The sequence below is a fragment of the Leptolyngbya sp. FACHB-261 genome, assembly GCF_014696065.1.
In the GTDB taxonomy this organism is placed as follows: Bacteria; Cyanobacteriota; Cyanobacteriia; order FACHB-261; family FACHB-261; genus FACHB-261.
Map to the genome: position 1 here is coordinate 972,250 of NZ_JACJPL010000031.1, position 12,526 is coordinate 984,775.

Below are 12,526 nucleotides of genomic sequence, written 5' to 3' on the forward strand. Positions count from 1 at the left end.
GACAACACTCAAACACCCAAACTATCGGGTTAACGCTCGACTTCCACCTATCTCTTGAGGGTGAAATTACAAGAGGGCTTCCGATGATTATTAAGTCGTTAACAGGCGATTAAAATTATCTGCCTTAAGCAAACTGAAGATTAACAAAAGTGAGAATGGCAGTGAGTTGGGATTAGTCGTTTCACAAGATGAGGACCCAGTAGTCAAAACTGTTTTGCTACCTGATAAGCCATTAAAATTACCTAAGGTTCCCAAACTTTCCTTTCGATAAATGTGAAGCTGTTACGAGGCTGAACAGGCTTTCGTGATGGGCGTGGCAAGTGACGATTGGTCTATTTCGTGTGGGAGATGACTCGAATTGCAGGGAGTGAGAGCCTTGATCTCAAGCGAGATTGAGCTTTGTGACGGGGGACAACCAGTCATCAGCCGAATATGAAGATCTCAAGAAGCTTTAGTTCCTTTTTTCACTGAGTTAGCTATGCCTCTCACTGCTTCTCCTTCTGAAGTCACGCTACATTCGCTTCCCGCCATCGTGCGTGAGCAGCAGCTTCAGCCGTTCAACTTCTACCTAGAGGGGGCTCTGCAAAAAGGTATCCGTCATGAGGGAGAGCTTTACGGATTAGCTCATGAATTTAGTCTGCAATCCAGGCTGCAAGCCTACCACCTAGCCTATGGATTGGCGGTGAAGGGAGTGCCTGTGATGATTACGATCTCTGAGACTCGATACGCGGTTTGGGTCAGCCTTCGCTCTCCCATCTATCAGAATCTCCAGGCTATTTTACAAAGGCAATCTGCTCAGCTTGCCGCTTAGTCAGCACCAAATTATTGCTACTTATAGGTTCTCTTAAATGGGTTAATGGCAGCAGTAATTTAGTTAACAAAGCGGCACCTTCACGCCAGGTCCGCACGGTTTCTCGATCTTGGTGAGCGATTTCGCTACGCTCGGCTTGCCTAAGACAGAAGCGTGAGAGGGCAGCCGTCATGATGGAGATGCCATAAGGTTCTGTTAGCAGTGAGCGAGCTAACCATTCCAAGCCATCACCCGTAGACCTCCTGCCTTCGTCTCAATAGGTCGGTTGCTTTTGCCTCAGCAGGGGCAATGATTTTCTCTCGGAGCGAGGTTAGCAAATCATCCAAGTCTTGATAGCGGTGAATCTGAAGAACCCAGTGATATTTCCAAGTATCCTTAAACATGCTGTATTCACGGTCCGCCCCTTCTATTAATGGCTGAACCGGAATAGCAAATTTTTCAGTAAAAGACTCTAATTCTTTGGGGATGGAGCTAGGATCTGTAAGGTCAGCAATAACAAATTTAGCCATTGAAGCTAATGTGACAATAGTTTCTGTGTAATCCCTGTTGTTTGGTCTATCAAAATCAAAGAGAATAGGGACGTAGTTATTGCCCCTACGCAACTCCTCTCGGATTGCGTCCAAAATCGCTTTTCTCTCTTGTTTAAAACGACCAAGTATTAAAACGACTTTGGAAGTCATAGTGTCAATGACGCTACGAATCTTTTTATTATTGAGAAGTAAATAGATAAACTGAGCAACCTCAAGATCATCTACTGTGATAGTCGCTTCGTTGGGAGAAGTGATAATCAGATTCGACTGCTTTGCTCCCTTCAGATTCAAGTCCCAAGCGGATATTCCATAAACTCTGCAACTCTCAAGATTTGTTTGCTCAAGGTTAGTTTCAACTAAATGAGCGCCTGTGAGATCTGCGTGGCTGAGATCTGCCAAAGTAAGGTCTGACCGGCTAAGGTCCGCTTCTTGTAAGTTTGCGCCTGTAAGCAGGGCTCCAACAAGACTTGCTCCAGTGAGGGTTACTCCAGCAAGTTGGGCTTCAACTAGATTTGCATTTTGGAGGTTTGCATAGGCAAGGCTAGCTCCAATAGAAAATGCCTTAGCAAGATTGGCTCCCCTCAGGTCTGCTTCACAAAGGGTTGTACCACAAAGGTCTGCATAGCGAAGGCTTGCGAGGCTGAGATTCGCCCCTCCAAGATTAGCCTGTCTGAAGTTAGCCCCACTGAGATCCACACCCTGCAAGTCCGCCTTATAAAGATCAGGTTGTATGTGTTTTTCTAGTCTCCTCCAATTGTTCCAAGCGACTACTCCTTGCTTGAGCAGAGAAAGATGTTCTTCGTTAGCCATATAGCTGAGTAGAGAGAGAACTCCTTCAAAATACTCAGTTCCTAGCAAGTGTGATTTAAGGAGCCAAGCTCAATAGGATTCTCACCATTAACCCCTCAAGCTCTACTGCAAAAGTCACGCTCCTGTAACTTCGCTCCCAATTGCTCCTAGAGCAAATCTCCTACGCTAGGCACACATTAGGCACATATATAGAACTGTCGATGAATTCGGTCCTACCATTGAGGAGACGCCTCCCTCCAGTGGTCATGCCAACCTTTCAAGCCCGTTTGGGCTCTCCTCTGCGCCGCGCCTCTCTCAGCACCCTTCAGGTCAACCTTGGCAAGCGCTGCAACATGGCCTGTAGCCATTGTCATGTCGAAGCTGGCCCCAAGCGTACCGAGTCAATGGACTGCTCAACTGCCGAGGGCATTATTGAATTTCTAGCTGCCCATCCCAAGATTGGCACCTTAGACATCACAGGCGGTGCTCCAGAACTAAACCCACACTTTCGCTACTTAGTGCAGGCTGGCCGTGAATTGGGCCGTCACGTCATTGACCGCTGCAACCTAACGATTTTGCTGGAACCCGGCCACGAGGATCTAGCAGAATTTTTGCGCGATTACCAAGTTGAAGTAGTTGCCTCCCTGCCCTGCTACCTCGAAGACAACGTTGACAAACAACGAGGCAACGGCGTCTTTCAAAACAGCATTCGTGCCCTACAACAGCTCAACGGGTTGGGTTACGGCAGCCCTGACACCGGCTTAACCCTGAACCTGGTTTACAACCCAGTAGGTGCCCATCTGCCACCGCCCCAAGCCAAACTAGAAGCCGACTACCAACGGGAACTCGCAGCTCGCTACGGCATTGTCTTCAACCAGCTATTTACGATCACCAATATCCCGATCAAGCGCTACGCTCACTTCCTAGAGATCACGGGTCAGAGCGAAGCCTATATGACCCTGTTGCGGCAAGCATTTAACCTCAGTACAGTCGAAGGGCTCATGTGCCGTCATCAAATCAGCGTTGATTGGCTAGGCAACGTCTACGACTGCGACTTCAATCAAATGCTGGAGCTAGGCGTTCCCGGTGAAGGACGCAAATTATGGGAACTGGGCGAACAAGACCTGCTAGGCCGTGGCATCGCCACGGGTGAGCACTGCTACGGCTGCACAGCAGGAGCCGGTTCTAGCTGTGGTGGCTCACTGACTTGAGGTAAATTAGCCCTTAACTCACTTAGTCAGCCTAATCGAGTAAAACATTAGTCCAACTAGGCCCAGATCTCACTAGGTCAAACAGTTGCTATTGATAATACGCAAAACGGATCTGAGCCATGCGAAATGCTCATAAGCTTGCTTGTGTCTCAAGAAAATTTTGGCTCAAGATGAGATCGGCCCTGACAATCTGGCCAATCTAGAAGCCAAGTTAACCGAAGCCTCAAGGCTCAAGCTGGCTGATTTTCAGCATGATGTGGCATCTCCCCGTTCCGAACCGTTTGTGGCAACTGCTCCAGCCCAAACGTCTAGCGATCTTTGAAGCCTGCGTGATCGGTCTAGTCTCCGGTCTGGCAGGCTTCCTCCTCAAGCAACAGGTGGGATGGCTAGGGGGCTGGCGTGTGTACGCGGCTCACGTCCTGCCCCCCTGGCTGATTTTGCCAGCCATCGGGCTCTGCGGCGGTCTACTGGCTGGCTGGCTCGTAGAACGGTTGGCACCAGAAGCGGCGGGGAGCGGTATCCCTCAAGTCAAATCAGCCCTTGCCCGTTTGCCCGTATCGCTCGATTTACGAGTTGCGGTTGTCAAACTGGTCAGTACAACCCTGGTTTTGGGCTCTGGGCTGACCTTAGGCCGACAAGGTCCAACTGTGCAAATTGGGGCCGCGCTAGCCGCTCAGCTCAGCCGTTGGGTCCCCACGTCGCCAGACTACCGACGCCAGCTGATTGCAGCGGGGACAGCAGCCGGTTTAGCAGCAGGCTTTAATGCCCCAATCGCGGGCGTTCTGTTCGTGATCGAAGAGCTGTTGCAGGACGTATCGGGCCTGACTCTAGGGACAGCAATTCTGGCTTCGTTTGTCGGCGCTGTCGTCTCCCGGCTACTGGGGGGCAATGAGCTTTCCGTTGGCATGAACGCCGATCAGATCAATTTTCTGCCCCAAGAGATTCCACTACTCCTGATCCTGGGAGTTTTAGCAGGCTTGCTCGGGGGCCTATTTTGCCAAGGCGTCTTCCTAAGCCTGACGTTCTATCGTCGGGTATTGCGCCTGGGACTACCCTGGCGAGTGGGCTTAGCGGGGTTAGCATCTGGATTGATCGTGGCGCTCCTGCCGGCCTCATTTCGGGACAACGCAGGGATGCAGGAGTTGTTGGTCACTGGAGAAGCCAGCTGGCAGGTGACCGCTGTAGCTCTGGTCATCCGCTTCGGCCTGACCTTAATTGCCTGCGGCTCCGGCGCGCCGGGAGGCTTGTTTGCCCCCTCACTGGTTATGGGTTCCGCTTTGGGCTATCTAGTCGGCACAGGGGCTCAAAGTCTCCAGAACCTATCTCTTGTTTCTGGAGTTTCTTGGGGAGCTGATCTGGTCGGTTCCCCTACTGTTTACGCCCTTGCCGGTATGGGGGCTGTGTTTAGTGCGGTGGCCAGGGGGCCGATCACAGCAATCGTGATCGTCTTCGAGATGACAACCAATTTCAACCTGGTGCTGCCCTTGATGATCACCTCGGTGGTGGCCTATCTCGTGTCCGAACAGGTTTTTCCAGGATCACTCTACACGCGCCTGCTGGAGTGGAATGGTATCAAATTAGATTCGGATGCACCCGCTGATGGCCTCTGGGCAAAGCTGACTGCCGAGGACATCATGCAGGGACGAGTCGAGACACTGGCTAGCGAGTTGAGCTTGGATGAGGTCGTACAGGCTTTTTCTCGCTCGCACCACCGAGGCTTCCCAGTGCTGGACGAAGGCAAGCTTGTGGGGATTGTCACCCAAACTGACCTCGCAGTGATCAACCAGCGAGGCTTGGCCGGTGATCTGCCCCTACGGGAGATTATGACGTTGCAACCAGTGACAGTTCGGCCCAGCGATCCGCTGACTCAGGTGCTCTACCTGTTGGACCGTTACAAGCTCAGCCGTTTGCCCGTGACAGAGGGGCGCAAGCTAGTCGGCATCATCACTAGAGCTGACATCATTCGAGTGGAATCTGACCGGTTGAGCGGTGATCACAACCGCTTTGGCCCACAGCCAGAACCTTCTTACGTCGTGCATCAGACCCGCGCGCCAGCTCTGGGCCAAGGGCGGCTTTTGGTGCCTCTCGCCAACCCCCAAACTGCCTCAGCCCTGCTGCGACTGGCAGCAGCGATTGCCCGCGAGCGCCATTTCGAACTCGAATGCCTACAGGTCATTTTGGTGCCTCGGGACAATTCTCCATCTGAAACATCGGTGCGGACAACCAGTAGCCGACGGCTACTAGATCGAGCAGTGCGTTTGGGCAAAGAGTTGAAAATTCCAGTTCACACCCAGGTTCGAGTAGCGCACGATGTTGCGCAGGCCATTCTGGAAACTCTAAAAGAGCGTCACATTGACTTGGTGCTGATGGGTTGGGAGGGGAGCACACCGACGCCAGGCCGTATTTTCGGCAACGTCGTAGACACTGTAATCCGACAGGCCGCCTGCGAGGTTGTGTTGGTGAAGTTGTGCAGTCAGACAATCCCCAATCGCTGGTTGGTGCCTATGGCAGGTGGTCCCAATGCTCAACAAGCGGTGCAATTGCTGCCAGCCCTGGTCTCGCTCAGTAGTGCGCCTGAGATCCGTCTCTGTCAAGTGTTTGAGCCCTCTCAGCCTCGCCCAGACCAGAGCAATCTAGAGCGAGCGGCTCGGTTCCTCAGCCGTCGCCTAAGCCAACGGGGGCATGGGCGTGCAGTGCCCTGGAAGGTCAGCACCACACCAGTTCACGCCACCTCCGTCTCTCATGCAGTGCTTGATCTAGCCCGCCAAGACCAATGTGACGTGATTGTGCTAGGGGCTAGTCGGGAGGGCTTGCTGCAACAGGTGATTAAAGGCAACATCCCGGAAGCGATTGCCCGCAATAGCAAGCGGACAGTCATTCTGGTACGAGGAGCAGTAGGCTCCTAGAAGCTGGTTTAAAGACTTTTACGAGAATTTAGGCAGGATATCCAGAACCTTAGAAGACATCTGGAAGCGACAGTCTTGAGGCACAGGAGGAAACAGCTAGGGGGCAGCCGTTGTCAGCAAGCCAGCCTGAGCACTGGCCCGGTGTGAAACTAGCTTGACCCCATACTCAGTTACGAGGAGCAGTAGGCTCCTAGAAGCTGGTTTAAAGACTTTTACGAGAATTTAGGCAGGATATCCAGAACCTTAGAAGACATCTGGAAGCGACAGTCTTGAGGCACAGGAGGAAACAGCTAGGGGGCAGCCGTTGTCAGCAAGCCAGCCTGAGCACTGGCCCGGTGTGAAACTAGCTTGACCCCATACTCAGTCTCAAAAGCTTCCTTCTTAAAGTCCAGACTCCACAGTTCCAGATCGCAGGGGTCATCGGCCTGCGCTGGTTGTATGTACAGATGCAGGAGCCGTGCTTCGGCGTCATACTCCAGCCAAATACGCTCGACCGCGCCCAACTGACGACGATCTAAAGCCACTGCCAAGCGTAGCAAGGCACTGGCCTGGTCTACAAAGCGGCGATGCTGCTTGTGAGTCAGGGTCAAGTAGCTCTCGTGTTTCTTCTTAGGCGTCCCCTTACGGTGGTAGCGAGCTAGGTTAGCGATAACTTCAATCTCGGCCTCGGTATAGCCCAGCAGCTCACCATGACGAATCAAGTAGTAGGAGTGCTTGTGGTGGGCTGAATGACTGATGTAGTGGCCACAATTGTGCAGAATTGCCGCAGCCTTCAGCAACTCTCGCCAGGGTAAGCCCTCAGTCGTTGGACTCCCCCAGTCATGCAGCACGCCGTTGAGTTGGTCAAACAAGGTCAACACTAAATCTGCTACGTGCTCGCTGTGGTCTACATTGACCTGATAGCGTTGGGCCATGCGTATGACACTGCGCTCCCGCACCGACTCCTGATAGCGCAAGTAGTCTGCAATTAGCCCGTGGGCCATCATCCAGTCCACCACTAGGCCCTCGCGCAAGGCCCGCTCGCAAACCACCACGCTGGAGGTCCCCAGCAGTAGCATCGCTTCGTGCAGGACTGTCGCACCAGCCAGGATAATTTCGGATCGCCGCTCTGATAAGCCAGGAAGGTTGCGTCGCTCCCGCAAGTTCAGTCGTTGCAGGCGCTCTAACACGCCCTCTAACTCGCTCAGGCTGAATTCATATCCACTGAGCGGCAATGGCACTGTACCCAGCTTCTCGCGGGCTAAGAGCAGGGCTAGCGCCTGAATCGTGCCAGAAGTACCCACCATGCGGAGGCAGCCGGTTTCAGCGGGGGTGAGATGGGAGCGTAGATCCTCAGCCGGTCGCTCCAGCATGCCGCGCACATAAGCCCGCAAGCGCTCGTAGTCTTCAGAGCGGATTGGGTCGCTGTGTACAAACTGCTCATTGAGACGCACCGCCCCAACCTTGGTACTGCTCAAGAAGCGAGCCTCTCGCCCATCACCTAAAATCAGCTCGGTGGAGCCGCCGCCAATGTCGATAATCACATGGGGCAGATTGCCAAACTCTAGGCCAGAGAGAACACCGAGATAAATGCGTCGGGCTTCCTCTGGACCCGAAATCAGGTCAACCTCTATACCTAACTCCTGCTCGATCTGCTGCAAATACTGACGCCCGTTTGGCGCTTCCCGCACAGCACTCGTGGCCACAGCAATAATTTCACCCGCGCCTTGAGCTTGAGCAATACTCTGGCAACGGCGTAGGGCCTCAAGGCCCCTTGCCATAGCAACAGGGGTCAGACGGCCCGTCTGCTGCTCTCGTTCTCCCAGGCGAACAGTCTCTTTTTCACGCCCAATGATCGTAAAGGCAGGTAAGTCAGGCTGAATCCTAACCACAACCATGTGGATAGAATTCGTGCCAATATCGATAGCCGCAAGAATTGGCGCGACCGGAAAAGGCGGGTAATTGGGCACGTTCACAGGCATGAAAAAAGCCGGAAACGCACTAGATTGTAGCTAACACTGCTACATATTCCCCTAATTTTTTTACTAAAAATTTGCCTTTCTAATCCGCTTGTCCGATGACAAATGTGCCGCAACAGCAATAATCTGAAACATGTCTTTACACTAAGCCGCCTGCTTAGGCCGTTATGGGGCCGTTCCCGACTCCCGATCCCACCGAGGATCACCTCTTGGATCCTGATGTTTTGCTGCGGGAGAATCAGCGCCTACGCCGACAGGTGGAGGTGAGCAATCAGCTGATGGCGTTGCTCACTCACCAAATCAGCACGCCCCTGACCTCGCTGCAAGGTTGTTTAGATCTATTAAGCGAGCCAGATTTATCAGCAGCTCAACGCCAGGAATTTCTGGCTCTGTTGCGGCAGCAGATGCATCAGCTTCAGCGCCTGCTCACCGAAGTGTTGGCTTTGCACCAGCCGGACTCAGAATCCTTAGGCACTTGTCCCCAACCCCTCAGCGTCTGTGACGTGGTCTGTGACACTTTAGACCTCTTTCCCGGCGCCCCAATTCAAGCAACAGTAGATCCGGATTTGCCCTTGATTTTGGCCGATCACTGGCAGGTGCTTCAGGTTTTGACCAACCTGGTATCTAACGCCCTTAAGTATTCTCCTGAAGCCTCGCCCGTCTTGCTAGGCGCTGATTTATGTGCAGGCGGCCACCAGCTCAAGATTTGGGTGCGCGACTATGGCTTGGGTATTCCTGTGGCTGATCAACCTTATCTGTTTCAGCACTTCTACCGGGTAGAGCATACAGACCGAACTCAAATTCGAGGCACTGGTCTAGGTCTAGCTCTGTGCAAGCTCTTGATAGAAAATCAGGGGGGAACGGTTGATTTTGAATCAACTCACGGTGAAGGCAGTTTGTTCTACTTCACCTTGCCCGTGTACTCCAGCGCTTCCCCTTGATGAGCAGCACTACTTCTACGCCAATCTGGCAAGTTATCTTCCGCCTGCTGCGTTGGGATAAACCCGCAGGACGGCTCATTCTAATGCTGCCAGCTTTGTGGGCTGTGGTTCTCGCTGCCCACAGTTTGGGACAATGCGGTAGGCTGCCCCCGGTTTTGGTGGGGGTGGTAATTGTAGGCACTTTAGCAACCAGTGCTGCCGGTTGTGTGGTCAACGACTTGTGGGACCGCAACATCGATCCGCAAGTTGAGCGAACTCGTAACCGCCCACTTGCCTCTCGCGCCCTTTCGGTACGGGTGGGCTTAGTCGTGGCTGTCGTAGCTTTTCTATGTGCTTGGGGCCTAGCGGCCTATCTCCACCCGCTAAGCTACGCGCTGTGTGTGGCAGCTGTGCCGGTGATCGTGCTTTACCCGTTGGCAAAGCGCGTGTTTCCCATCCCACAACTGGTGCTTTCACTCGCTTGGGGCTTCGCGGTGTTGATTAGCTGGAGTGCAGTAACAGGCGCTTTAAGCCCAGCAGCTTGGCTCCTATGGGCCGCCACAGTGCTATGGACTCTAGGCTTTGACACCATCTACGCAATGGCCGACCGCGAGGATGACCGACGCATTGGCGTCAAGTCCAGCGCCCTGTTCTTTGGTAAATTTGTGACTCAAGCAATCGGTGCATTTCTAGCTGGCACTGTGATTCTGCTGCTCTTAACCGGCATAAACCTTGGTTTGAGCTGGCCCTTTTTTCTGACTACAGTTGTAGCCACAGGGCTTTGGATCTTGCAGTATCGGCAATTGCTGGGTCGCAATTTAAGTCGAGCCGATTATGGTCGACTGTTTGCGCAGAACGTTTGGATTGGCTTTCTGCTACTCGCAGGGATGGAAATAGGCGCGTTGCTGGCCTGCTAGGGACTACCTTGCAGGCGGCGTAGGCGCAGCAAATGGGCGGTTGCCATCTCCTCGCGCTGGGTGCGTAGGGCACTCAACTCTCGCTGCTTGTTGCGAATCTGATCGTCCGTAGCTCTGGGATTATTCAATAGGGCTTGAAGCTCATCCTGGGCCTGCACGATGCGGCGATTGTGAGCGGCAACCCGCTGGTTGAACTGCTGCTGAAGTTGCTCGGCTGAGCTGGAATTAGCTCGGCTTTGGCTCTGAGCAAGGCTGGCTCCAGCCCAAACCAAACCTAGATTAGTGCTCAAAAGTCCCAACAATAACAGGCGCAGAAAAGCATGTTTAAGGCTTTTCAAAGAGGATGGCATTAGCATTAACCGGGACACTTTTCTCAAACAGGTAAGATTTGGCATCTACCCCAACCGACTGAGCTGGGGCTTTAGTAGAAGCACTAGGCGCCTCTTCCAAGATTGGCCGCTCTAAAGTAATAGCGACCATCTGAGGCGAAGTCATTTTCTGATTCTGAGTCGGCACAGAGGCCGTCTGCAACTGATGAGGCATGAGAGCGCTAGTCACTGCGCCCACCAAGGCAGCGGCAGCAACACTACCCCAGACCACATTTCGCCGTTGACCACGCCGGTCTAAACGGTTAAATACCTGTTGCGCCCGGACCTGAGTAGAGACTGGACTTGCCTCTGTCGGCATAGCCTGTATTCCAGTCCGTAGACTCAATAACCGTTGATGTAAACGCTGAGTCTGAAGATCCTCAAGCAGCCAGTGTTCCACCTGCTGCCGCTCCTGAGCTGTCACTTCGCCATCTAGATAGGCGCTGAGTAGCTCAAAACGATCTCGATTCAGTTCGTTATGCTCCTGCTTAACACTCATTGCAATCACCACCGAAGGGTTGATCAGCCTGCGAGAGACGTCACAGTTCTTTACACTCAACTCAGCACATTATTACCCAAGATTGGGGATGCCTGACGGCCCCAATCTTACTCGCCTTTAAGATAGGCCTGAAGTTGTGTTTGTAGACGCTGCCTAGCACGAGCAATTCTGGATTTGACAGTTCCTAGAGAGGCACCGGTAATCTCAGCAATCTCCTCGTAAGGAAGCCCTTCAATCTCCCGCAGAATAATCGTAGTTCTGAATACTTCAGGCAGATCGCGAATCGCAATTCGCAACTGCTCATAAAACTCTTGCGTCGTCAGGTGTTCTTCTGGACCTGGATCCTCGGCAGGAAGTTCCCAACCCACCTCACCATCTCCCACTGATAGAGGGGCGTCGAGGGACAGGGGACTAGTACTACGCTTACGCTTGCGCAACTCATCGTAGAAGAGGTTAGTGGCAATGCGAGAGAGCCAGCCCCGGAACTTCTCCGGTTCATTGAGCCGCTTAAGGTTCCGATAGACTCGAATCCAGACCTCCTGGGATAGGTCGGCTCGGTCTTGCCAATCAGGAGCAAGATGGTAGAGTAGACGGTCAACATGGGCCTCATGCCGCCGCATTAGCTCGGTAAAGGCAGCCCGATCGGGTCGGAAGCCACGCTGACACCGCAGCACCAGTTCAGAAGTTGACAGTTTCTCGGCTTGCACAGATCCTCGCGAGGGAGTAGCCCCGGCTGGGAGAACAGGTACAGGCCAAACTAGGGACAGGGTATCGCTCATGGGCATGGCATGGAGTCAAGTCCAGATCTTCCAGACGCTGTACCCATCTCCAGGTTCCCCATGCAGCCGCAGAAGCGCTTGAGCTAAGGAAGCCCCCAAGCGGAAGCACGCTGCTGTAGCCAGCCCTGAGTCCGAGCTTGTTCCAGAATCCGATTCACTCGAACACGCAGCTCAGTCGAGGCAAGACCCTTGGGCATCGCCACACTTAGGGTTTCCGCTGACAGCAACGGGCCAACCTGGCGGTAAGCTGGATACTCCTGCATCCAACCGCTCAACACACTCGCATCAGCAGCAAACACCACAGCCTGCCCTGCTTCTAAAGCTTCCAATGCAGCCTGATAAGAGTTCACCGCCACTAGCCTTGCCTGAGGTAACGTGGCCTGCAACGCTGCAATGGTACTGGATCCCTCCAGAACTGCAATCACCTGGTCGGTTAGATCTTCCAAGCGGGTCAAACTCGTCTGACGGGTAACCAGCATAGTGCCGTCCACGTAGTAGGGCGTGCTGAAATCAACCAGACGGGCCCGTGGCCCAGTTACACTCAGGCGGGCAATGACCAAATCAGCCTCACCAGACCACAGAGTTGGTAACCGCTCAAGATTACTGACAGGAAGCAGTTTGAGCCCCTGAGCGTTCCCTAGCAATTCTTGCGCCAAGTAGCGAGCCAAGTCGATTTCAAAACCAACTAGTTCGCCAGTGCTGACATCCTTGAAACCTAGAGGACGGAGATTATCCTTGACCGCAATCGTGAGTTGGTGTCGTTGCTGAATAGTGGCCCAATCAGCAGCAATGGCTGGCTGGCTCCAAGCCAGTACCAGCCATAACAGCACCATGCCCA

The 12,526-nt window shown here is 53.4% G+C and carries 11 protein-coding genes; 5 read left to right on the forward strand and 6 right to left on the reverse strand.

Features of this window, described 5'->3' with window-relative positions; all coding sequences use genetic code 11:
* The first annotated feature begins 478 nt into the window (after window positions 1–478).
* Window positions 479–811 carry a hypothetical protein gene (locus H6F94_RS29640; protein ID WP_190805836.1) on the forward strand — a complete coding sequence of 111 codons (333 nt, stop codon included), beginning with the start codon at window positions 479–481 and terminating at the stop codon, window positions 809–811.
* Window positions 812–1,038: 227 nt separating this feature from the next.
* Here the strand turns inward: H6F94_RS29640 and H6F94_RS29645 are convergent, their stop codons facing one another.
* Window positions 1,039–2,151, reverse strand: coding sequence for a pentapeptide repeat-containing protein (locus tag H6F94_RS29645; protein WP_190805837.1), 1,113 nt, complete (start codon window positions 2,149–2,151; stop codon window positions 1,039–1,041).
* Window positions 2,152–2,396: 245 nt separating this feature from the next.
* Between H6F94_RS29645 and arsS the strand changes: the two genes are divergently transcribed.
* On the forward strand, window positions 2,397–3,341 hold the full coding sequence (arsS, locus tag H6F94_RS29650; protein WP_199320700.1) for an arsenosugar biosynthesis radical SAM (seleno)protein ArsS: 945 nt from the start codon (window positions 2,397–2,399) through the stop codon (window positions 3,339–3,341).
* A 251-nt stretch (window positions 3,342–3,592) separates the two neighbouring features.
* Window positions 3,593–6,247: a chloride channel protein gene (locus H6F94_RS29655; protein WP_242041463.1), complete on the forward strand. Its 2,655-nt coding sequence runs from the start codon at window positions 3,593–3,595 to the stop codon at window positions 6,245–6,247.
* Between the two features lie 290 nt (window positions 6,248–6,537).
* On the opposite strand, the gene H6F94_RS29660 is transcribed toward H6F94_RS29655, so the two are convergent.
* A complete protein-coding gene (locus tag H6F94_RS29660) occupies window positions 6,538–8,208 on the reverse strand; it encodes a Ppx/GppA phosphatase family protein (protein WP_190805839.1) in 1,671 nt (556 codons plus the stop codon).
* 164 nt (window positions 8,209–8,372) lie between these two features.
* On the opposite strand from H6F94_RS29660, the gene H6F94_RS29665 reads away from it, so the two are divergent.
* Both H6F94_RS29665 and H6F94_RS29670 read left to right on the forward strand, forming a co-directional pair.
* Window positions 8,373–9,146 (forward strand): sensor histidine kinase, encoded by a 774-nt coding sequence (locus H6F94_RS29665; RefSeq protein ID WP_190805840.1) that lies wholly within the window; start codon window positions 8,373–8,375, stop codon window positions 9,144–9,146.
* A complete protein-coding gene (locus H6F94_RS29670; protein ID WP_190805841.1) occupies window positions 9,146–10,042 on the forward strand; it encodes a 4-hydroxybenzoate solanesyltransferase in 897 nt (298 codons plus the stop codon). The genes H6F94_RS29665 and H6F94_RS29670 overlap by 1 nt, the downstream gene beginning before the upstream one ends.
* Here the strand turns inward: H6F94_RS29670 and H6F94_RS29675 are convergent.
* From H6F94_RS29675 to H6F94_RS29690, 4 genes are all read right to left on the reverse strand, one after another.
* Complete coding sequence (locus H6F94_RS29675) at window positions 10,039–10,392, reverse strand: hypothetical protein (protein WP_190805842.1); 354 nt, start codon at window positions 10,390–10,392, stop codon at window positions 10,039–10,041. The two genes, H6F94_RS29670 and H6F94_RS29675, sit on opposite strands and share 4 nt — an antisense overlap.
* Entirely contained in the window at window positions 10,367–10,909 is a 543-nt protein-coding gene (locus tag H6F94_RS29680) for an anti-sigma factor family protein (RefSeq protein ID WP_190805843.1), read from the reverse strand. The genes H6F94_RS29675 and H6F94_RS29680 overlap by 26 nt, the downstream gene beginning before the upstream one ends.
* Window positions 10,910–11,016: 107 nt before the next feature.
* A complete protein-coding gene (locus H6F94_RS29685) occupies window positions 11,017–11,688 on the reverse strand; it encodes a sigma-70 family RNA polymerase sigma factor (protein ID WP_190805844.1) in 672 nt (223 codons plus the stop codon).
* A gap of 83 nt (window positions 11,689–11,771) precedes the next feature.
* On the reverse strand, window positions 11,772–12,521 hold the full coding sequence (locus tag H6F94_RS29690; protein ID WP_190805845.1) for a transporter substrate-binding domain-containing protein: 750 nt from the start codon (window positions 12,519–12,521) through the stop codon (window positions 11,772–11,774).
* Window positions 12,522–12,526 lie beyond the last annotated feature (5 nt).

Coding starts and splice junctions, on each gene's coding strand:
- H6F94_RS29640 (WP_190805836.1), top strand. CDS start 479: ATGCCTCTCACTGCTTCTCCTTCTGAAGTCACGCTACATTCGCTTCCC.
- H6F94_RS29645 (WP_190805837.1), bottom strand. CDS start 2,151: ATGGCTAACGAAGAACATCTTTCTCTGCTCAAGCAAGGAGTAGTCGCT.
- arsS (WP_199320700.1), top strand. CDS start 2,397: ATGCCAACCTTTCAAGCCCGTTTGGGCTCTCCTCTGCGCCGCGCCTCT.
- H6F94_RS29655 (WP_242041463.1), top strand. CDS start 3,593: ATGATGTGGCATCTCCCCGTTCCGAACCGTTTGTGGCAACTGCTCCAG.
- H6F94_RS29660 (WP_190805839.1), bottom strand. CDS start 8,208: ATGCCTGTGAACGTGCCCAATTACCCGCCTTTTCCGGTCGCGCCAATT.
- H6F94_RS29665 (WP_190805840.1), top strand. CDS start 8,373: ATGGGGCCGTTCCCGACTCCCGATCCCACCGAGGATCACCTCTTGGAT.
- H6F94_RS29670 (WP_190805841.1), top strand. CDS start 9,146: ATGAGCAGCACTACTTCTACGCCAATCTGGCAAGTTATCTTCCGCCTG.
- H6F94_RS29675 (WP_190805842.1), bottom strand. CDS start 10,392: ATGCCATCCTCTTTGAAAAGCCTTAAACATGCTTTTCTGCGCCTGTTA.
- H6F94_RS29680 (WP_190805843.1), bottom strand. CDS start 10,909: ATGAGTGTTAAGCAGGAGCATAACGAACTGAATCGAGATCGTTTTGAG.
- H6F94_RS29685 (WP_190805844.1), bottom strand. CDS start 11,688: ATGAGCGATACCCTGTCCCTAGTTTGGCCTGTACCTGTTCTCCCAGCC.
- H6F94_RS29690 (WP_190805845.1), bottom strand. CDS start 12,521: ATGGTGCTGTTATGGCTGGTACTGGCTTGGAGCCAGCCAGCCATTGCT.